General features: G+C 64.5%; 18 protein-coding genes. 5 read left to right on the forward strand and 13 right to left on the reverse strand.

Going from position 1 to position 19,157, the window contains the following annotated elements:
• Positions 1-31: 31 nt before the first annotated feature.
• Both HK353_RS03120 and HK353_RS03125 read left to right on the forward strand, forming a co-directional pair.
• Positions 32-796 (forward strand): glycerophosphodiester phosphodiesterase family protein, encoded by a 765-nt coding sequence (locus tag HK353_RS03120; protein WP_173152216.1) that lies wholly within the window; start codon positions 32-34, stop codon positions 794-796.
• A gap of 110 nt (positions 797-906) precedes the next feature.
• Entirely contained in the window at positions 907-1,248 is a 342-nt protein-coding gene (locus tag HK353_RS03125) for an RNA polymerase-binding protein RbpA (protein ID WP_098731087.1), read from the forward strand.
• Between the two features lie 123 nt (positions 1,249-1,371).
• On the opposite strand, the gene HK353_RS03130 is transcribed toward HK353_RS03125, so the two are convergent.
• Positions 1,372-2,121, reverse strand: coding sequence for a polyprenol monophosphomannose synthase (locus HK353_RS03130; protein WP_342589793.1), 750 nt, complete (start codon positions 2,119-2,121; stop codon positions 1,372-1,374).
• 277 nt (positions 2,122-2,398) lie between these two features.
• Positions 2,399-3,325 carry an amidohydrolase family protein gene (locus tag HK353_RS03135; RefSeq protein ID WP_173153192.1) on the reverse strand — a complete coding sequence of 309 codons (927 nt, stop codon included), beginning with the start codon at positions 3,323-3,325 and terminating at the stop codon, positions 2,399-2,401.
• Between the two features lie 76 nt (positions 3,326-3,401).
• On the opposite strand from HK353_RS03135, the gene HK353_RS03140 reads away from it, so the two are divergent.
• On the forward strand, positions 3,402-5,105 hold the full coding sequence (locus HK353_RS03140) for a 5'-3' exonuclease H3TH domain-containing protein (protein ID WP_342589794.1): 1,704 nt from the start codon (positions 3,402-3,404) through the stop codon (positions 5,103-5,105).
• A 42-nt stretch (positions 5,106-5,147) separates the two neighbouring features.
• Positions 5,148-7,409, forward strand: a complete 2,262-nt coding sequence (gene secA2 / locus HK353_RS03145) for an accessory Sec system translocase SecA2 (protein WP_173152220.1) — start codon at positions 5,148-5,150, stop codon at positions 7,407-7,409.
• 54 nt (positions 7,410-7,463) lie between these two features.
• On the opposite strand, the gene HK353_RS03150 is transcribed toward secA2, so the two are convergent.
• The 5 genes from HK353_RS03150 to HK353_RS03170 all read right to left on the reverse strand — a co-directional run bounded on the left by HK353_RS03150 (position 7,464) and on the right by HK353_RS03170 (position 13,277).
• Positions 7,464-10,184, reverse strand: coding sequence for a DEAD/DEAH box helicase (locus HK353_RS03150; RefSeq protein ID WP_173152223.1), 2,721 nt, complete (start codon positions 10,182-10,184; stop codon positions 7,464-7,466).
• Positions 10,177-10,959 carry a twin-arginine translocase subunit TatC gene (gene tatC, locus HK353_RS03155; RefSeq protein ID WP_173152226.1) on the reverse strand — a complete coding sequence of 261 codons (783 nt, stop codon included), beginning with the start codon at positions 10,957-10,959 and terminating at the stop codon, positions 10,177-10,179. The genes HK353_RS03150 and tatC overlap by 8 nt, the downstream gene beginning before the upstream one ends.
• Before the next feature lie 56 nt (positions 10,960-11,015).
• Positions 11,016-11,297 (reverse strand): Sec-independent protein translocase subunit TatA, encoded by a 282-nt coding sequence (gene tatA / locus HK353_RS03160; RefSeq protein WP_101544196.1) that lies wholly within the window; start codon positions 11,295-11,297, stop codon positions 11,016-11,018.
• Positions 11,298-11,383: 86 nt separating this feature from the next.
• Complete coding sequence (locus HK353_RS17390) at positions 11,384-12,271, reverse strand: WYL domain-containing protein (protein WP_173152229.1); 888 nt, start codon at positions 12,269-12,271, stop codon at positions 11,384-11,386.
• The gene (locus HK353_RS03170; protein WP_342589795.1) at positions 12,255-13,277 is read right to left on the reverse strand and encodes a helix-turn-helix transcriptional regulator; all 1,023 of its coding nucleotides are present in this window, start codon (positions 13,275-13,277) and stop codon (positions 12,255-12,257) included. Before HK353_RS03170 ends, HK353_RS17390 begins: the two co-directional genes overlap by 17 nt.
• Before the next feature lie 40 nt (positions 13,278-13,317).
• On the opposite strand from HK353_RS03170, the gene HK353_RS03175 reads away from it, so the two are divergent.
• Positions 13,318-14,451: a DUF3866 family protein gene (locus tag HK353_RS03175; RefSeq protein ID WP_173152232.1), complete on the forward strand. Its 1,134-nt coding sequence runs from the start codon at positions 13,318-13,320 to the stop codon at positions 14,449-14,451.
• Between the two features lie 146 nt (positions 14,452-14,597).
• Here HK353_RS03175 and HK353_RS03180 read toward each other — a convergent pair whose 3' ends face one another.
• From HK353_RS03180 to HK353_RS03205, 6 genes are all read right to left on the reverse strand, one after another.
• On the reverse strand, positions 14,598-14,972 hold the full coding sequence (locus HK353_RS03180) for an FKBP-type peptidyl-prolyl cis-trans isomerase (RefSeq protein WP_025778366.1): 375 nt from the start codon (positions 14,970-14,972) through the stop codon (positions 14,598-14,600).
• 42 nt (positions 14,973-15,014) lie between these two features.
• Complete coding sequence (locus tag HK353_RS03185) at positions 15,015-15,968, reverse strand: FKBP-type peptidyl-prolyl cis-trans isomerase (protein WP_342589796.1); 954 nt, start codon at positions 15,966-15,968, stop codon at positions 15,015-15,017.
• Between the two features lie 64 nt (positions 15,969-16,032).
• Positions 16,033-17,436, reverse strand: a complete 1,404-nt coding sequence (pafA, locus tag HK353_RS03190) for a Pup--protein ligase (protein WP_173152235.1) — start codon at positions 17,434-17,436, stop codon at positions 16,033-16,035.
• Entirely contained in the window at positions 17,437-18,126 is a 690-nt protein-coding gene (prcA, locus tag HK353_RS03195; protein ID WP_173152238.1) for a proteasome subunit alpha, read from the reverse strand.
• Positions 18,127-18,160: 34 nt separating this feature from the next.
• Complete coding sequence (prcB, locus tag HK353_RS03200; protein WP_173152241.1) at positions 18,161-18,958, reverse strand: proteasome subunit beta; 798 nt, start codon at positions 18,956-18,958, stop codon at positions 18,161-18,163.
• Between the two features lies 1 nt (position 18,959).
• A complete protein-coding gene (locus HK353_RS03205; RefSeq protein ID WP_025778371.1) occupies positions 18,960-19,151 on the reverse strand; it encodes a ubiquitin-like protein Pup in 192 nt (63 codons plus the stop codon).
• Positions 19,152-19,157: the final 6 nt, after the last annotated feature.

Consider the following 19,157-nt stretch of genomic DNA (forward strand, 5'->3'; position numbering starts at 1 on the left):
GCGAAATCAACACCCTGGTTAGGATTGGACCATGAATTCCCAGCGGGAGGTCACCGCGGACCCAGAGATCATCGCGCACCGAGGCGGCCTGTGGCCGGGAATGAGCGAAAACACCCTTGAGGCATTCGCCGCTGCGGCGTCGGCCGGAGTCGAGTGGATGGAGACCGACGTCCACGCCTCCGCCGACGGAATCCTCTTCGCCGCGCACGATGCCGACCTCAAACGCATCGCCGGGCTGGACCACACCATTCGGGAACTGCCGGCAGCCGAGCTCGACCGAGTCGAACTCCTCACGGGGGGTCGGCTCCCCCGCCTCGAGGCGTTGGTGGAAGCACTTCCGGAGGTGCGCTGGAACATCGATGTCAAAGCCGCTCACAGCATCGGCCCGATGATCCGCTTCGTTCACAATTTCCATGCCGCCGACCGCATCCGTCTCGCTTCCTTCGATTCCGCAACCCTCCGACGGCTGCGCATGGCTCTGCCTGGTGTGCGGACGTCGACGGGAACGACGGAGACCGCCCTCTTCGCCCTCGGTCGGCTGCCGGGAGTTCCCGATCACGGGGTTGCTCCCCTCCCGCCCGGAGCCGACGCTCTCCAGGTTCCGGTCTCGTTCAGACGGGTGCCTGTGGTCACTGCCGATTTCGTAGCGCGGGCTCACCGGTCAGGTCTGCTTGTCCACGTCTGGACGATCAATGACGAGGCGACGATGCGGTCGCTGCTCGATCTCGGAGTCGACGGGATCGTCACCGATGATGTCGAGCTCGGCCTCTCGGTGCTGGCAGGCCGACACGGCTGAGTCGAGATTCCGGCGAGGAATGGATGCCTCCCGGTCGGTGAGGAATATTCGAGCACGGTAGACTGTTGCATTGCGTCCAAGGTGTGCAGTCGAGTCGGAAGGTCTTAGATATGAGCGAACGCAGTCTCCGCGGAACACAGTTGGGCTCGCGCAGCCTCGAAACCGAAGAGGGCGTCGAGCCGGCACCCCGCCAGATGGTCGAATTCGAATGCGAAGACGGGACCCGGTTCAAGGTGCCGTTCTCCATCGAAGCCGAGGTCCCCTCGACCTGGGACTCGGGAATCCACGGCATCGGTGTCCGCGTCGGAGTCAACGAACCCGATGGCGAGCCCGTCAAGCATGTGCGCTCCCACTGGGACATGCTTCTGGAACGCCGATCCTTCGACGAACTCCAGGTGCTCCTCGACGAGCGCCTCGCAATCCGTCGCGGTGAGGTTCCGGCCCAGAGCTGAAGTAGCCGCAACAGGAATTCTTAAGGGGTGCAGGTCAACAGACCTGCACCCCTTATTGCTACCTGACGGCGGCCCAGCAACCTCGCGCCAGGTTGCTGGGCCGCCGTCAGGTAGCAATAGGGATTAGTTGGAGCGGGTCAACAGGCGGCGCAGCTGACTGCGGCGGCGACTCAGCCCCCAGCCAGCGACCTTCGTGAACGCTTCGGTGATGATCGAGCCGCTCATCTTCGATTCACCGAGCTCGCGTTCGACGAAGACGATGGGCACCTCGGCGACACGGAATCCGGCCTCCACGGTCCGGTAGGTCATGTCGATCTGGAAGCAGTATCCCTGCGACTGCACATCGGTGAGATCGAGTGCCTCGAGCACAGCGCGGTTGTATGCACGGAAACCGGCGGTCGCATCTTTGACTCCCAGACCCACGACCGCGTTGACGTAGACGTTCGCGCCGCGGGAGAGGAAGTATCTCGACTTCGGCCAATCGACGATCTCTCCGCCTGGCACCCACCGTGAGCCGATGATGAGGTCCCCTCGTCCTTCTGCCGCGGCGCCGAGCAGCTGCCCCAGGTCGAGGGAGCGGTGAGAACCGTCAGCATCGAACTCGCAGATGATCTCGTAGTCGCGGTCCAATGCCCATTCGAATCCAGCGATATAGGCCATTCCGAGGCCCGACTTCTCGCTGCGGTGGAGGACGTTGATGCGGGGATCCAGCCCAGCCTGCTCATCGGCCCACTCGCCGGTTCCATCGGGAGAGCTGTCGTCGACGATGAGGACGTCGACTTCGGGCTGCTGTTCGAACAGTCCGGCCAATGTTACGGGGAGGGCCAGACGTTCGTTGAAAGTGGGGATGACGACAAGAATCTTGGAAAGCACGGACTCCACGATACGCGCTAGTCGCCCCAGACAATGAGTCGACACCCCCGCCTTCGGACCACGCTGCCACGGCAGCGAGTTATCTATTGACGGGAGTGCCGACTCCATCCCACTTCAAGCGGAATGTTCACGTCGAATCTAATGGCCCACAGAGACTTTGCAAAATCGCTGTGACCTGGGCTGATGGCTGAAACTGCAGGTCAGAGGTTTAATTGAGAAACCGAAATTCTCAGCCCATCGGCGTGTCGGCTGGACAGGCCGAAGCATCGGTTTCAGATCAGAGTTCCACCCGGGTGGGCAGCGCCACATCGGGAGACAATTCGGGCAGCCCCGGTGTACCCGACCGCGGATCGGTGCTCCAGGCTGCGACGCGCGGGTCGGCGACCTGGACGACGAGCCGTTCGACCTTCCAGCGCACGATATCGGCATCGGCACCGGGGGCGAGCACTCCGCCTTCGGGATTACCGGCCGCACGGTGGGCGAAGCGGGTCGCAGCGTTGAAGGCCGCACGGGCGCCGATTCCTCCGTCGCCGACGACGGCATCCCGCACTCCTGCCCAAGGCGAGGTCTCGGAATGGCTGAAGGACACCTGCGCCCCTGCTGCGAGCAGCTGAGCCGAGGGCTGCCGGCGAGCCGGGTCGAGGGTGATGGCGATTCCGCTGCGGCCGAGGGCCTGAACCTGCTCATCCGGAACGGAGAAGTCCAGGCGCAGACGGTACCCGTGGCGTTGGGCATGAGCGGCATCGGCCCGCAGGGTCTCGAGCACCTCGGTGAGCTGGTCGTCCGAGGCGACGAGGATGAAGAGGCTCAGTGCCGGCAGCTTCTCGAGTCCGAGCAGGTCAGCGGCGGTGATCGAGGCGCGACGGGTCCCGGCAGAACCGGAGTCCAGCTGCGGGTAGTCGACGATCGACAGCGCCTCCGGGGCGTCGGCGGCGAAACGGGAGACCGCCTCGGCGGTGCCGATCGCGTGCACATGGGTGAACCCCTGTGCGTACAGGTCGGCGGCCGACGGGGCCGAGTCGTCCACGATCAGCCCGGCATGGACGAAGCCCGGGGTGAGGAAGTCCTCACCGAGGTCGATCGCCTCCGGGTCCAGAGCCTTGGCCGCTTCATCGGAACCGATGAACGAGACCTTTCCGTCCGCATACCCCAGCGCCGTCGCAAACGGGTCGACACTGCTGTAAACATCTCCACCAAAGTACATAGTCACAGCCGACAGGCTACACCGTCGGCCGTTGCGGCTACACCTGTGTCAGGAGGGTCGGGTATCGTCACCTGATGTGAAGCCCTTGGTTCTGCTCGATACTCCAGCCCTGTACTACCGTGCCTTCTATTCGGTGCCGGATTCGATCGTCAATGCCGACGGTCACCCGGTCAACGCCGTTCGAGGGGTGCTCGACACTGTTGCCCAGATGGTGCGCCGGTTCGACACCGATCGTGTGATCGCGACGATGGACGCGGATTGGCGTCCGGCCTTCCGCACCGCGATCATGCCCGAGTACAAGGCGGCACGCGTCAAGGATGAGGAAGCCGGTACGGAGATCCCACCGGAGCTGGCCGTGCAGCTGCCGATCATGAACCGCGTCCTCACGGCCGCGGGGATTCCGATCGCCGAGGTGGCCGGGACCGAAGCCGATGACGTCATCGCCACGATGGCCGCCCAGTCGAGAACCCCGGTGGTCATCGTCTCCCCCGACCGTGATCTGTTGGCTCTGCTCGACTCGTCCGCCGAAGTCAGTGTTCTGCGCCCTCGGAAAGGCGGCGAGTGGGAAGCCGTGGCGCAGACCGACCTGCCGACCGCCTACGGAGTGCCCGACGGCGCCCGCTATCGCGAGCTCGCCGCTCTGCGCGGCGATCCGTCCGACGGGCTTCCCGGAGCACCTGGCATCGGGGAGAAGACCGCCGCGACCCTGCTGGAGAACTTCGGCTCCCTCGAGTCGATCGTCAAGGCCGCCAAGGCCGGGGTGAAGACCGGCGGGCTCAGTCCGAAGCGAGCCGCGACGATCATCGAGGTCGAGGAGAGTCTGTACAAGACTCTGGAGGTTATGCGTTGCCTGACCGATGTCGATCACGGCATCGACCTCGACACCGTCCCGAACAGCTTCGACCGCGACGCGGTCGAGGCTGCGGCCGAGGGGCAGAACATCCGCCGCTCCGTCGACAATCTCACCAGTGCTCTCGATTCCGTGTCGGGAACCGCCGATTCGGCACCCGCACACTCCGCGGCACCTGGACGCACAGCGGCAGCGTCCCCGCCACCCAAGTCTGCCGAGTCAACTGAGTCGAAGGCCCGGAGCGGGAACGCCGGTTCGTGGCCTCAGTCGCGGCTCGTCGGCTTCGACCTCGAGACCACCGGAGTCGAACCGGCGACCGCGCGCATCGTCACCGCCGCCTTCGTCGATTCGGCGGATCAGGTGCGGACGTGGCTGGCCGATCCGGGGATCGAGATTCCCGAATCGGCGCGAGCGGTCCACGGCATCACCACCGAATTCGCTCAGGCCAACGGAGCGACCGCCACCCAAGTCATCAGCGAGCTGTGTGCAGAATTCGCAGCGCTGAGGGAAGAAGGCGCCGTCATCGTGGGGCACAACGTCGTCTACGACCTCAGTGTGATGGCCGCCGAGGTGGCCCGCCACCGCCCGGACATCGATTTCCCCTCGATCATCCCGACGATCATCGACACCTTCGTCGTCGACAAGCACATCGATCCCTACCGCAAGGGCAAACGGACGCTCATCGAGACGGCGAAGACCTACCGCGTCGAACTCCTCGACGCCCATGATGCTGCCGCCGACGCTCTGGCCGCTCTGGACATTTCCCGAGCATTGGCCGAAAAGTCGACGGAAATCTCCGCGATGAGCAACGACGAGATCATGGCCGCACAGGCCGATTGGAAGCACTCACAGTCGGCAGGGCTGCAGGCATGGCTGCGGAAGAAGGGCAACGCCGAGGCCGTCGTCGACGGTTCGTGGCCCATCTGCTGAACGCTAGACTCGACACCGACGTACAAACGACGAAGGACGACAATGGGATTCTTTTCTCGCCTGCTCAACCGACCCGGCTCTCATGCGGAGAAGACGACAGGTTGGTTCGAGCGCGCCGTCGACGATCTGGACGCGGCCGGGCGCGAATTCTCCGAGCTCAGCGATGCCGAACTCACGGAGGCCGCCGGCGAGGTCTTCGCTTCGGGCACCCAGCAGCAGACGCTCATCCGCTACTGCGCTCTGGCGCGCGAAGCCGGTGAGCGGGTTCTGGACGAACGCGCCTATGACACACAGCTTCGCGGACTCATCGGCCTGCTGCAGGGCAGCATCGTGCAGATGGCCACCGGTGAGGGCAAGACTCTCGTCGGTGCGCTGGCCGCAGCCGGCTACGCACTGCAGGGGCGACGCGTGCACGTCGTCAGCGTCAACGACTACCTCGCCGTCCGTGACCGCAACTGGATGAAGCCCCTGTTCGACCTCCTCGGAGTGAAGTCAGCCGCGATCTCCGGTGCGCAGCGCGACGACGAACGCCGTGAAGCCTACCGCTCCGAGGTCGTCTACGCCTCCGTCACCGAGGTCGGCTTCGATGTCCTCCGTGACCGGTTCCTCACCGAGGATGCCGATCAGCGGGTTCCCGAACGCGATGTCGTCATCGTCGATGAGGCCGACTCCGTGCTCATCGACGAGGCGCGTGTGCCGCTCGTCCTCGCCGGTTCTTCCAGTGTCCAGGACACCGACGCCGCGATCGCAGCGCTCGTGTCCCGGCTCAGCCCGGACACCGACTATGAGGTCAGCGCCGACAGGCATGCCGTCTCACTCACCGACGCCGGGGTCGACCGGGTGGAGGAGGAACTCGACGTCGAACTCTTCGGAGAGGACTCCGAGACTCTGGCCGCCGTCAACTTGGCACTCCACGCCCGGGCGCTGGTCAGACGCGATGTCGACTATCTCGTCGTCGATGGACGGATCAAACTCATCTCCTCGTCCCGAGGCCGCGTCGCTGAACTCCAGCGCTGGCCGGACGGACTCCAAGCCGCGGTCGAAGCCAAGGAGAGCCTCGACGCCACCGACAGCGGTGAGATCCTTGATCAGATGACGGTGGAAGAGCTCATCCACGGATATCAGACCGTCTGCGGAATGACCGGCACCGCCCTGGCCGTCGGGGACGATCTGCGCGAATTCTATGGGCTGGAGATCGTGCCCATCGACACGCACCTGCCCGTGGTCCGCGTCGACGAACCCGACCGCCTGTTCACCTATCAGGAGTCGAAGGAACGAGCGATCGTCGAAGAGGTCGCCGACCATCATGCTCGCAGCCGTCCCGTTCTCATCGGAACCTCCTCGGTGGCCGAGAGCGAGTCGTTGGCCGAACGGCTGACCGAACGCGGAATCGACGTCGCCGTCCTCAACGCCAAGGACGATTCCCGAGAAGCGGAGATCATCGCGAAAGCCGGTGCACCCGGTGCGGTGACGGTGTCGACGCAGATGGCCGGACGCGGAACGGACATTCGACTAGCCGACGACGAGGTCGCTGACGCCGGGGGCCTCCTCGTCATCGGTGCTGGTCGTTATCCGTCGTCCCGACTCGATGACCAGCTGCGCGGTCGCGCGGGTCGTCAGGGCGATCCCGGCACGTCCGTGTTCTTCACCAGTCTCGAAGACGAACTGGTCACCAGGGTTCCGGAGATCCAACGCTTCGTCTCCGAAGGTGATGAGACGGGCCTCATCGAATCCAAGCGCGCGCTCGGCCTCGTCGAACACGCTCAGCGCATCGCTGAGGGACAGAACACCGCACTGCATCGTGACACCTGGCGCTTCAATGAGCTCATGGCCAAACAGCGCGAGCTCGTCCTGGAGCGCCGAGCCGAGATCCGCAAGGACGACGAGCCCGTCGAGCAGCTGCGCAAGGAGCTCGGCGACCGTGCCGATGAGATCGTGCAGGACCACTCCGAGGAGCTGCTGGACTCAGTGCTGCGCGAGGTCATGCTCTTCCACCTCGACGCGCGTTGGGTCGATCACCTCGCCTTCCTCAACGATCTGCGTGAGGGCATCCACCTGCGCACATTCGCCAGGGAGAAGCCGCACGAGGCATTCAACACCGAGTCGATCCGCGTCTTCTCATCGTTCTGGTCCGATGTCATCGACGATTCGAAGTCGACGATCGAGGAAGCGACGATCACCGCTGAGGGCATCGACCTCGAGTCGCACGGACTCAAACGTCCGTCGTCTACGTGGACCTACCTGACGACGGAGAACGCGTTCGGCTCCGATATCGAGAACATCGTCAAGAAGGTCCGTCGCTGAGACGATGACGCTGCGTCTGCGCTCCCCCGGCGGAGAGCGCAGACGCGGTGACGCTCAGGAGTCCGCGACGACTCCGCGACGGATGGCTTCGATGGTGCGACGAACGCGCACTGCGGTCTCCGCATCGATGACCTCAGCGACTTGACCGAGCAGATCGAGGCTCTGTTTGGCCCATCTGACGAAGTCACCGGCGGCGATATCGCTGCCCCGCAGTGATTCCGACAGGGTTTTGCCTTCTGTCCACCGGTACATCGGTCTGATCAGCCCACGGTCCGGTTCGTCAGTCGTGGTCAGAGCATGCTGTTCTTCGAGGTGGAAGAGCCGACGCCAGATCATCTCCGATTCATCGCAGACAGCCTTGAGGTCGGCGCTCGGCGCCCGATGCGCGGTCAGGGTGTCCCTGCGCGACTGGAAGACGAAGATCGATGCGAAGGCCGCAAGTTCCGGCTCATTGAGCCTGTCCCACAATCCGGCGCGGATCGTCAGCGCCACCAGGAGATCCCGTTCGCCGTAGATCCGACGCAGCATCGTCGAGTGCTCGGGGTCGAACCCGAGCCCGCGCAGGACGTCCTGGACCCGGTCGAACACCAGGGCGATCGAGGTGGTACGGCCTTCGATGCGGGCGATGAGCGAATCGTTCTCCCGGATGAGCTTGTCCGCACGGTTGGCCCAACGGGCGTGCAGTTCCCGGTCCGGGCAGTCGTGACAGGGATGTGCACGCATCTGCGCCTGGAGTTCGGCGACAGTGGTGCTCTCCCCCTGATGCTCTCGGGTCGATTCCCAATGGGCTTCCGCATCGACCCTGCCGTCAGCCACGGCGGCTTCGAGGATGGACAGCAGCTGCCTGCGGTCGCCTGCCTGCCGGTGGTTGAACTTCTTCGGCACGCGGACGCGCCCCTGGGAGGCGACGGGTTCGGTCACTTCATGGGGTCGCAGATGCCACACCTTGCCCTGCTCGGTGAGGACGGTGGGAAGTCGTGAGACACCGTCCTTGTTGCTCATCGGAGAGATGATGACTGCGCGACCGCCGACCCGTTTCGCCGGCATCGTCACGACATCGCCGATCTTGAGAGCGGTGAGGGATTCGACGATGTCGCGCTGCTTATTCCGCGACTTCGTCCGAGTCTCCTGCTTCTGGGTGTCCGAGATCGCCCGGCGCAGTCCGGCATATTCGGAGAAGTCACCGCGGTCGCAGTGCATCGACTTCTCGTACGCCTCGATCGTCGCTTCGTTCTTGCGCACCTTCCGCGCCAGGCCGACGACGGCCTTATCGGCCTGGAACTGAGCGAAGGAGGTCTCGAGCACCTTGGCGGCCTCGTCCGAACTCATTCGCGACAGCAGATTCGCCGTCATGTTGTAGGTCGGCCCGAACGCCGAATTCAGTGCGTAGGAGCGGTTCGAGGCCAAGGCTGCCAGTTCGCTGACCTCGGTGGTCGGGTGCCAGACCACGACCGAATGGCCGATGCGGTCGATTCCGCGGCGACCGGCTCGTCCGGTCAGCTGGGTGTACTCACCCGGGGTGATCATCACATGTGCTTCGCCGTTGAACTTCACGAGCTTTTCGAGCACGACAGTGCGCGCAGGCATGTTGATGCCCAGCGCCAGCGTCTCCGTGGCGAAGACGACCTTGATGATTCCCTGCGAGAACAGCTCCTCGACGAGCTGCTTGAACTGTGGAATCATCCCCGCATGGTGCGCGGCAACTCCGAGCAGCAGACCCTCACGGAAGGTGTGGTAGCCGAGGATGCCGAGGTCTTCGTCGGCGAGATCGTCGCGCAGCGATTCGAGGGCGGCATTGACGATCGTCTTCTCCTCCCGAGAGTTCAGATCGGTGCCCGTGCTCAGATACTGTTCGACGGCTTCATCGCAGCCATTGCGGGAGAAGATGAACATGATCGCCGGGAGCATGGCCGCCTCGGCGAGAGATGCCACCACCTGAGTGCGGCTGGGACGGCGGAACCGGGCACGGGTGGCACGTGCGCGTTTCGACCGCGGTCCCCCGTGTGTGCGAGTGGCGTGGTTGAGTGCCGGATCGATGCGGTCGGAATCGCTGTGCGTGAACAGGTCGTACATCCGGTGGCCGACCAGGACGTGATTGACCAGCGGCACCGGCCGGTGACTCGTCGAAACGATCGTCGTCGGTCCCCGGACTTCCCGCAGCCAGGCTCCGAACTCCTCCACATTCGACACCGTCGCCGACAGAGACACCATCTGCACACGTTCCGGCAGGTGGATGATGACCTCTTCCCACACCGGTCCGCGGAACCGGTCGGCGAGGTAGTGGACTTCGTCGAGGACGACGAAGCCGAGGTCCGAGAGACCGGACACGTCGTTGTAGAGCATATTGCGGAGCACTTCGGTGGTCATCACGATGATCGGCGCATCGCGGCGGATCGACGTGTCGCCGGTGAGCAGCCCGACGTTCTCCGCCCCATGGACCTCTGCGAGGTCATTGAACTTCTGATTGCTCAGCGCCTTGATCGGGGTCGTGTAGAAGACCCGTTTGCCCTCGCCGCGGGCCAACTCCACAGCGAACTCCGCGATGAGCGTCTTGCCGGCTCCCGTCGGCGCTGTGACCAGCACGTCCTCGCCGTCCTGCAGATGACTGCAGGCTTCGACCTGGAAGTCATCGAGGGCGAACTCGGTGCGCTCCATGAACTGTCCCAAGGGAGTGCGGGCGAATTCCGCGCGCGCCTTGAAATCGGCGTAGGCGGCCGAGGGGCTCAGCGGTTCTTCGGCAGAATTATCGGTCGAAAGCGGCGTAGTGTCAGTCATTCTTCTCTTCGTCGGTCAGTTCGTCCTCGTCGACCCACAGGCCCTGCGCGATGAGGCGCTTCTTACGTCGGCGATCATTGAAGACACAGATCACCCACGCCAGACAGAACAAGGTCATCATGGGGATGACGAGGAAGAACATGGACATTGCGTCCGGAGTCGGGGTGGCGATCGCGGCGAACAGGAAGACGAGCATGACGATGATGCGCCACGACTTCTTGATCCTCTCCGCCGACAGGATTCCGAGCATGTTGAGTCCCACCATGAGCACGGGAAGGACGAATGCGAGTCCGAAGACGACGATGATGATCATCACGAAGCTCAGGTAGTCCTGTGCCGGGATGATGTTCGTGCCGCCCTCGGGGGTGAACGAGGTCAGTGCCTTCACCGCATTGGGCAGAGCGAAGAACGCCATGGTCGCCCCGGCCAGGAACAGCGGTACCGCTGCCCCGAGGAATCCGAGTGAGTACAGCTTCTCCTTGCGCTTCAGTCCCGGGACGATGAAGGCCCAGACCTCATAGAGCCAGATGGGGCAGGAGAGGAAGAGACCGATGAAGAACGAGAGCTTGATCTTCAGGTCGAAGGGAGAGGCGACTCCCGCGAAGTTGATCTCGGCCATCCGTCCGCCGTTGTCACGGATCGTCCGGATCGGCTCTTGGAGGATGTCGAGGACAGGGTCGTAGAGGAACCAGCCTGCTACCGCGCCCAGAGCGATGGCGATGGCGGAGATGATGACGCGATTGCGCAACTCGACGAGGTGCCCGACGACGGGCATCTTCTTTTCAGGATTGCTCTTCCGTGATCGAGATGGCTTTCGCTGACTGTTCTCTTTCACTTCTCGTGAGACTGCGGGTCCTGCTTCTCTCGCCGCGACTCCTCGGTACCAGTGGTTTCACCGGTGGCCGTGGTGGAATCGGTCGAGGAGTTCTGGTTGAGCGCTCCCGGCTCCGTGGTCTTGCCGGATTCGTCGTCGTCGCGCAGGTCCTTGACTTCGGACTTGAAGATCTTCATCGACTGTCCCAGGCTTCGGGCCAGCTGCGGCAGTTTGGGTGCGCCGAAGATGATCACGATGATGAGGATCACGATCGCGATCTGCACGAAACTTGGTTTCATGGGGAGCTCCTTGGATTGTTGATGCTGTGGATGATTCTACGCGCTGCGGCTGAGCCTTTCATCCACATCCGGGCGCGGTCTTCGTCTCAGCCGAGCCTGCGCAGGGCGGCCGCAACGGCTTCGGTGTCGTCGATCTCGGTGATGACATCGGCATGGCAGAGCAGGAACCGGCTGAGCCAATCCACCGAATGCACGAGCAGGCGGATGCGTACGCTCGTGTCACCGCCGTCGAGGTACTCGCGATTCGTCACGTCGAGTTCATCTGCCAGCCATGCTCCCGCGGCCGCGAGACCGAGGGTGACTTCGTAAGAGCTCGTCGTCGATTCACTGACCGACATCGGCGGATGCGCTGCCGGTTCCCAGGAACGGATGCGCCCCAGGGCGAAGCGTCGGGGTGCTCCGGCCGAGTAGCACCAGGCATCGACGTACCAGTCAGCACCGGGTACGAGCCGGGTCGGGGCGATGGTCCGGGTCGTGAGTTCGTCGCGGGAGCCGACGTAGTAGTCGATGCTCATCGCCGTGCCTTCTTCGACAGCCCGTCGCAGTGCGGTCAGCAGCTCTTCGTCGGCATCGATGGGGCTGACATCGACGGCGGTGCGCAGGTTCTCTCCTGCCGCTGCACGCAGTTTGGATGCTGCCGTGGCCACGGCGTCGGAATCGAGTCCGGGCAGGGATGAGAGCATGTCGAGCGCGAGCACGAGGACGCCTGCTTCCTCGGCGCTGAGCCGCACGGGCACGGAGACCTCTTCGGCGTTGGAGATGAAGATCTGCCCGCCTTCCCAGGACGCGTCGATGAGATCATCGGGCATATGTCCGGGTCGACCTGTGACGAAGAGCAGCTGCAGATCGTCGATGAGGGTGTCGGAGTCGATGCCGAAATAGGCGGCGGTTTCTTCGAGGTCCGCTCCCGGATGCGCATCGAGGTAGGGCACGAGACTGAGCAGCCGGGTGAGGCGTTCACGCGCTGAGGACACTGGTGCCTCCCAAGCGGTTGAGCGAGTCCCGAATCGTTTCGCGTCGGCGGTCGACGGCACGCACGAGGTCGGGCGGATCGACCACGACGACGGCGTCCCCGAAGCCGACGATCTCAGCGGCGAGGCCCTCGACATCGGAATATCCGATGATCACGGCGTCTCCGTCGCTGCGGATCTGTCGACGGCGCAGCGGATCGGCCCGGTGGGCACGGATGCGCAGCGTCGCCTCGGCGACGACGGCCATTTCGGAACTCGACTGCAGGGCCAGCTGCGGGGAGAAGTCCTCGGGAATCTCATAGTCGCCGGGTTCACGGCCGCTGAGCTTCGCGATCCCTCCCTCCACACGGGAGAGCCGGAAGGTGCGGCGAGCTTCGCGATCGAGGTCGAAGCCGAAGAGGTAGACGCGGTCACCGCGGCTGAGCAGCGCATAGGGTTCCAGCCGCACTTTCCTCACGCTCTGGCCGGGTTTGTGGTAGCGGAAGCCGACGGCTTCGCGGGCGTTGATGTGGTGAAGGGCTGTGGCGAAGTTCGCGCTCGCCAGTCGGTGCGCGGCGGTGCCCGGGTCGACGCCTCCCGGTCCGGGCGCGGACTGGCCGAGGTCGATGCCGAGAGCACGCAGCTTCGTCAGCGCCTGAGCCGAGGACTCCCCGAGCTCGGTCTCCGACCAGAACGCGGCGGCAACGGTCACGGCAGCCACCTCGGCGGGGGTGAGATCGACGTCGCCCATCGCGTAGTCGGCGGTCGAGATCCTATACCCCGTCTCTCCCACATCACCGTAGGCATCGTGTTCGGCCCGGGTGGCGATGGTGATGCCCATGTGCCGCAGCAGCTCTTTGTCGCGAGAGAATTTGCGGTCGAAGGCGACCTCGTCGAGTCCGGAATAGCCGTCGATGGCGCTCATCAGCGTTTTGCGCGACACCCAGCCGCGGGAAGCGCGCAGGGCGATCAGCAGATTCATCAGACGTTCGGTCTGCTGTCTCTGTCTGCTGGTGCGGGGTGTATTCACGATTCCACCGTAACCTAAGCCGGGCGATAGTCTTGGGACCATGATTCATTGGCGCAAAGGAATCGTCGCAGCGATTCGCTCCACCCGGCCAGGATACACAGAGGTCGAGGTCGAACTGGACGAGGCCGTGCCCGGCACCGATGCGAGATCCATCCGAGCGGTCGCCTACACCGATGCCGTCGGACAACCGCAGAGCCACGACACCGTCATCGTCAATGTCTCGGCTCTGGCGAAGCGCCTGGGCACCGGTGGCTTCGGTCTCATCGTCGCCCTACCCGATGCGCTGCCGGCAGATCCCCCGGACGGCCCCGGTCATCTGGTCAAGGACCGCTATTCGCCGTTGCAGACGATGGTCCTCGGTGTCGACGATCAGGAGTCGCAGCATCATTCCACCCTCGCCGAGGCGGACAGCCTCGGCGGCATGCCTGTGGTCGTGGCCGATCTGCATTCGGCTCTGCCCGCGGTGGCTGCCGGCATCCGCGCCGTCGACCCGTCGTTGTCGGTGGCCTATGTGCTCAGTGATGGTGCGGCTCTGCCGGCCCCGTTCTCTCAGGCCGTCGCCGGGCTCAAGGACGCCGGCTGGCTTAAGGGCGTGATCAGCACTGGCCAGGCTTGGGGCGGAGATCTTGAAGCGGTGACCATCCACACAGGACTGCTCGCGGCTAAGCACGTGATGGGTGCCGATATCACCATCGTCGCTCAGGGCCCTGGGAATCTGGGCACCGGCACGAAGTACGGCTATTCGGGGCTGGTCACCGGAGAGCACCTCAATGCCGCGGCTCTGCTCGGCGGGCATCCGATCGGTCTGCTGCGGATGTCGAACGCCGATGCCCGCGGCCGCCATTTCGGCATCTCCCATCATTCGCTGACGCCCTTGAGTGAGATCGCACGATCGGGGATGACCGTACCGGTACCCGATTTCTCCACCCTCGCCGAGGCGGAACGAGCCGAGATGGACCCGGATCCCGGTGTCGTCGCCGAGACCGTGGCCGAGCAGCTGCATCGACTCCGGGTGCATGATCTCGTCGACATCGATCTGACGGGGCTGTGGGAAGCTCTGCGCACTTCACCTGTGCGTCTGTCGACGATGGGCAGGAAGCTGCCCGCCGATGCTGCGTCGTTCCTCGCAGCAGCCGCCGCTGGACGCTGCGCCGCCGGGCTCGTCCGCCGCTGACCGCGTCGAACACAGGTCACCGCCTCATCTCCGCAGAATCCCCTTCCGCGTCGGCGAAGACAGAGAAGACAGATGCGGCCGGGTTCCGAAGAACCCGGCCACAGTCGACTGGCAGGATCAGCGCGTGCTGATCATCCAGCTGATTCTCAGCGCACGTTCTCGAGGTCGCAGACGAAGATCAGCGACTCTCCGGGCTGGATGACTCCGCCCGCGCCCTGATCGCCGTACGCCAGGTGCGGTGGGATCTGCAGGGTGCGGCGTCCGCCGACCTTCATGCCCTGGATGCCCTGGTCCCAGCCGGAGATGACCATGCCGGATCCGAGGCGGAACTCCAGCGGGGTGCCGCGGTTGTACGAGGCGTCGAATTCCTCGCCCGTGGAATGGGCGACTCCGACGTAGTGCACGCTCACGGTGTCGCCGGGTCCCGCCTCGGCGCCGGTGCCGATCACATCATCGGTGATGATGAGCTCGGTAGGGGCGTCTCCGCCTGGGAAATCGACTTCGGGCTTCTGCTTGCTCATGTGTTCCTCCTGGTGTCGGTTCTGTTGGGATATCGGACGTTCTCAGCCCTGGGCCGAGAGGATGTCGACGACGAAGATCAGGGTCGAGTTCCCTGGGATCGAATCCTTGCCCTGTTTGCCGTAGCCCTTGTCCGGCGGGACGACGAGGACGACCTGGTCGCCGACCTTCTTACCGACGAGCCCCTCGTTCCAGCCGTCGATGACCTGAGCCTCGCCGACCGGGGCGACGACGAAGGGCTCTCCGTCCTTCTTCCAGTTCGAGTCGAAGGTCTTCGACGTGTCGTCCCAGAGCCAGCCGGAGTACTTCACGGCGACGCTCTGGCCCTTCTTGACCTCGTCGCCTTTGCCTTCGATCGTCGTGTACGACTCGAGCTCGGTCGGTTTCTTGCCTTTCGGCTTCGAGATCGATGGGGCGCCGTCGTCGGCCCACTTCACCGTCACGGGGTTGTCCGACTGATCGGCTTTCTCCCCCTCGGCGCGAGTCAGCGGCTTCTTCGTGTCCTCGATGTCGATGACGTAGACGAGCGTCTGTGACGCCTCCCCCTGCTGGGCGCTGCCGTTGAGCGACATCATCACGCGGGAACCGACCTTGACGTCGATGAGCGCGTTGTAGAGGTCTTCGGAGATCTGGGACTTGTCCATGGGGAATCCGGCGGCGGAATCCGAATCGTAGCTGGATTCGACGGTCTTGCCGGTCGTCCCGGAGACCAGCGTCATCTGCGCCGTGACCTGCTCGCCGTCGGCGACCTTGTCGCCGGTGCCCTCTTCCAGCACCTTCTTCTCGGTCTTGTCCATGACCAGCGGTGCCTCGAAGCTGACCTTGGGCTTCTTCCCCATCTTGCCGTCGACGGTGATGTCGTCGAGGCTGGTCGACTTCGCGTCCTGAGCGGCTACCGACGGCGGAGGTGTGGTCGAGTCCTCTGACTCATCACCCTGACCGCAGGCCGAGAGCAGCAACAGGCCCGCCGCGATGGCGCTGAGCACTTTGGTGCGCACTGGTTTCCTTTCGTCACGCCGAGGCCGCGCCCGGGTAGGGGCTCAACCGAATCACAGGGCGATCTTACAGGCCCGCGATGAGTGTTTCCGCCTGCGGGTGAGTCGTGGCGAACGGGTCCTTGAGTGCGACTGCGCGACCGGATTCGTCGTTGAGGCGCAGGTGCACCCAGTCGACGGTGTAGTCGCGACGGGCCGCATGGGCCGCGCGGACGAATTCGCCGCGGATCGCCGCCCGTGTGCTCGCAGGCGGTGCGTCCTTCGCTCGTTCGGCCGCCTCGGCGGGGACGAGGCTCTTCGCCAACCCGGCGGCCTCGAGCTTGGGAAACAGTCCCGTAGCGGGCGTGATGTCGTGGAAGGCGATGTCGAGCCGATGGATGCGCGCATCGGCGATATCCGTGATTCCGCGCTGCATCGAGCGTTCGATGAGGGTGCGTTTCATCACCCAGTCGATCTCCGTGTCCACAGTCGAGAAGTCCTGCGATTCGACGGCGGTGAGCATCCGCGTCCACAGGTCGATGACGTAGTGGGCCAGATCATCATCGCCGAGGCTGTGCTCCCCGGACTCTACGATCCGCTGAGCCCGGTCCCGGTAGTCGCCGAGCAGTCCCAGCGGAGTCGTCGTGGTTCCGTCGGTGCGTTCGAGCACGACCCGTCCCGTGAGATCACGGGCGACGAGCCTGATATCGCGCACCGGGTGACGCAGCCCGTTCTCCGGGATCCGTGCGCCCTGTTCGATGAGGTCGAGCATGAGGACTGCGGATCCGATCTTCAGCGCCGAGGTGGCCGTCGACATCGAGGAATCACCGACGATGACGTGCAGCCGCCGGTACTTCTCCGCATCCGCGTGCGGTTCGTCGCGGGCGTTGATGATCGGCCGCGACCGTGTCGTCGCCGATGACAGCCCTTCCCACATGACGTCGGACCGCGCGGAGAGGCCGAACATCATCTCCGAGCGGTCGGCTTCCTCGTCGGGGGTGAAGGCCGAACGGCGTGGGATCACGGCTCCGGCTCCGACGAGCAGCTGCCGCGAGACGAGGAAGGGCAACAGGACCGTGGTCAGCCGGTTGAAGTCGAGGGTGCGACGGATGAGGAAGTTCTCGTGGGACCCGTACGAATTGCCTGCGGCGTCCGTATTGTTCTTGACCATGTGCACGCGTCCGCCGATGCCATCGACCTCGAGGGCGGCCTGTGCTTTGTCCAGCAGGTCGATCATCAGGCCCTCGCCGGCTCGGTCCTGGGCGAGCAGGTCGCCCAAGTCATCGCATTCGGCGGTCGCATACTCCGGGTGGGATCCGACGTCGAGGTAGAGGCGAGACCCGTTGGGCAGGAATACGTTCGACGACCGGTCCCATTCGACGACGGGACGGAAGAGATACCGGGCGATCTCCTCCGGGCCGATGCGTCGCCCCTCGGGGTCGGCGGTGTGGGCGAGTCCGTATTCGGTTTCGAGCCCGTAGATGCGTGCCATTCAGTCCTCCCGCAGTGCGCTCATCGCCGCGTCGTCGAGGCGGCGGAAGGTCCGCTGCTTCGGCGTCGTGCGATCGAGGACGGCTGCCTCGAGTGCGTCGGTGGCCAAGATCGTCTGGGTCGCGGCTCCCAATGCGGTCACACCGTGGTTGAATACTTCGCGCAGGGTCATCTGCGAGCTGCGCACCCCGGCCAGGGATGCCGTGATCGCATCGGCCTGACCGCCGATGGCCACATGTTCGGTCTCGTCGATGACGGATCCGTCGTAGCTGAGCCGGTAGAGCTGGTCGGTCTCCGGTGAGAGTCCGAGTTCGGCGACGACGAGTTCGACCTCGAAGGGCTTCGACTCGGTGGTGAAGACTCCGGCCAGCGTCTGTGCGTACGCGTTCGTCAGTCCGCGAGCGGTGACGTCGGTGCGGTCGTAGGAGTATCCGCGCAGGTCGGCATAGCGGACGCCCGCCTGGCGCAGGGTCTCGAATTCGTTGTACTTGCCGACCGCGGCGAAGCCGATGCGGTCGTAGATCTCAGCGATCTTGTGCAGCGTCGGTGATGGGTTCTCCGCCAGCAGCAGGATGCCTGCGTCGAAGCGCATGACGACAACGGATCGGCCGCGGGCGATGCCCTTGCGGGCGAAGTCGGCCCGGTCCTTCATCAGCTGTTCGGGTGAGACGTAGAACGGTGCCTGACTCATCGACGATCCTTTCGCGGTAACGGTGCCGCAGTCATCACCGGGCGGTGGCCGTGCGGCGGGCGACGACCTCGGTGGCGGTGTCCAAGACGGTGGCCGATTCGACCTCGGTGACCCCGTTCTCGAGGTCGACGGTGAAGATCGTGGGAGCGATCTGCCGGACGAAATCCGGTCCGCCCGTCGCCGAATCGTCGTCTGAGGCGTCGAAGAGGGCTTCGACGGCCACCGCAATCGCCTGCTCGTGGTCGAGGTCGGCCCGCCACAGCTTCTTCAGCGCCCCGCGGGCGAAACCGGAACCGGAGCCGATGGAATGGAATCTGTGCTCTTCGTACTTTCCGCCGGTGACGTCGAAGCTGAAGATCTGGCCCTGCGGCCTGGATTCGTCGACCCCGGCGAACAGCGGGACGACGGTGAGTCCCTGCATCGCCAGGCCGAGGTTTCCCCGCAGCATCGCAGCCAAGCGGTTGGCTTTGCCGTTGAGCGAGAGACGGGCGCCTTCGATCTTCTCGTAGTGTTCGAGTTCGAGTTGGAAGAGCCGGATGAGGTCGAGTGCGACCCCGGCAGTGCCGGCGATGCCGATGACGGAGTAGTCGTCGGCGGCTTTGACCTTCTCCATCGAGTGCGATGCGATGAGGTTGCCGATCGTCGCTCTCCGGTCACCGGCCATGAGGATGCCCGAGGCGGTGCGGAAGCAGATGATCGTCGTGCCTTCCGGCGACTGTTCGGCCAGATCCCGCACACTGGGGTGCGGAAGCGCTTCGGGCGCCGAGGAGCGGGCGAGTTCGACGAACGAGTTGCTCGTCGAACTCAAGAATGCAGGAGGGAATCCTGCCATCTCATTGGCCGCCCTTCTGCACGAAGTTCTTGACGAACTCCTCGGCGTTCGACTCGAGCACACCGTCGATCTCATCGAGGATGGAATCGACGTTCTGAGTGTTGATCTGTCCCTGCACGGCCTCCGGCGGATCCACGGGGGCGTCTCCCCCACCGGACGATTTGTCTCTCTGGACCTGTTCCTGCGAGCTCATCTCACA

Source organism: Brevibacterium permense (assembly GCF_013280495.1).
In the GTDB taxonomy this organism is placed as follows: Bacteria; Actinomycetota; Actinomycetes; order Actinomycetales; family Brevibacteriaceae; genus Brevibacterium; species Brevibacterium permense.

Coding starts and splice junctions, on each gene's coding strand:
- HK353_RS03125 (WP_098731087.1), top strand. CDS start 907: ATGAGCGAACGCAGTCTCCGCGGAACACAGTTGGGCTCGCGCAGCCTC.
- HK353_RS03175 (WP_173152232.1), top strand. CDS start 13,318: ATGATTCATTGGCGCAAAGGAATCGTCGCAGCGATTCGCTCCACCCGG.
- HK353_RS03180 (WP_025778366.1), bottom strand. CDS start 14,972: ATGAGCAAGCAGAAGCCCGAAGTCGATTTCCCAGGCGGAGACGCCCCT.
- prcA (WP_173152238.1), bottom strand. CDS start 18,126: ATGAGTCAGGCACCGTTCTACGTCTCACCCGAACAGCTGATGAAGGAC.
- pafA (WP_173152235.1), bottom strand. CDS start 17,436: ATGGCACGCATCTACGGGCTCGAAACCGAATACGGACTCGCCCACACC.
- HK353_RS03150 (WP_173152223.1), bottom strand. CDS start 10,184: ATGACTGACACTACGCCGCTTTCGACCGATAATTCTGCCGAAGAACCG.
- HK353_RS03135 (WP_173153192.1), bottom strand. CDS start 3,325: ATGTACTTTGGTGGAGATGTTTACAGCAGTGTCGACCCGTTTGCGACG.
- HK353_RS03120 (WP_173152216.1), top strand. CDS start 32: ATGAATTCCCAGCGGGAGGTCACCGCGGACCCAGAGATCATCGCGCAC.
- prcB (WP_173152241.1), bottom strand. CDS start 18,958: ATGGCAGGATTCCCTCCTGCATTCTTGAGTTCGACGAGCAACTCGTTC.
- HK353_RS03205 (WP_025778371.1), bottom strand. CDS start 19,151: ATGAGCTCGCAGGAACAGGTCCAGAGAGACAAATCGTCCGGTGGGGGA.
- tatC (WP_173152226.1), bottom strand. CDS start 10,959: ATGCCCGTCGTCGGGCACCTCGTCGAGTTGCGCAATCGCGTCATCATC.
- tatA (WP_101544196.1), bottom strand. CDS start 11,297: ATGAAACCAAGTTTCGTGCAGATCGCGATCGTGATCCTCATCATCGTG.
- secA2 (WP_173152220.1), top strand. CDS start 5,148: ATGGGATTCTTTTCTCGCCTGCTCAACCGACCCGGCTCTCATGCGGAG.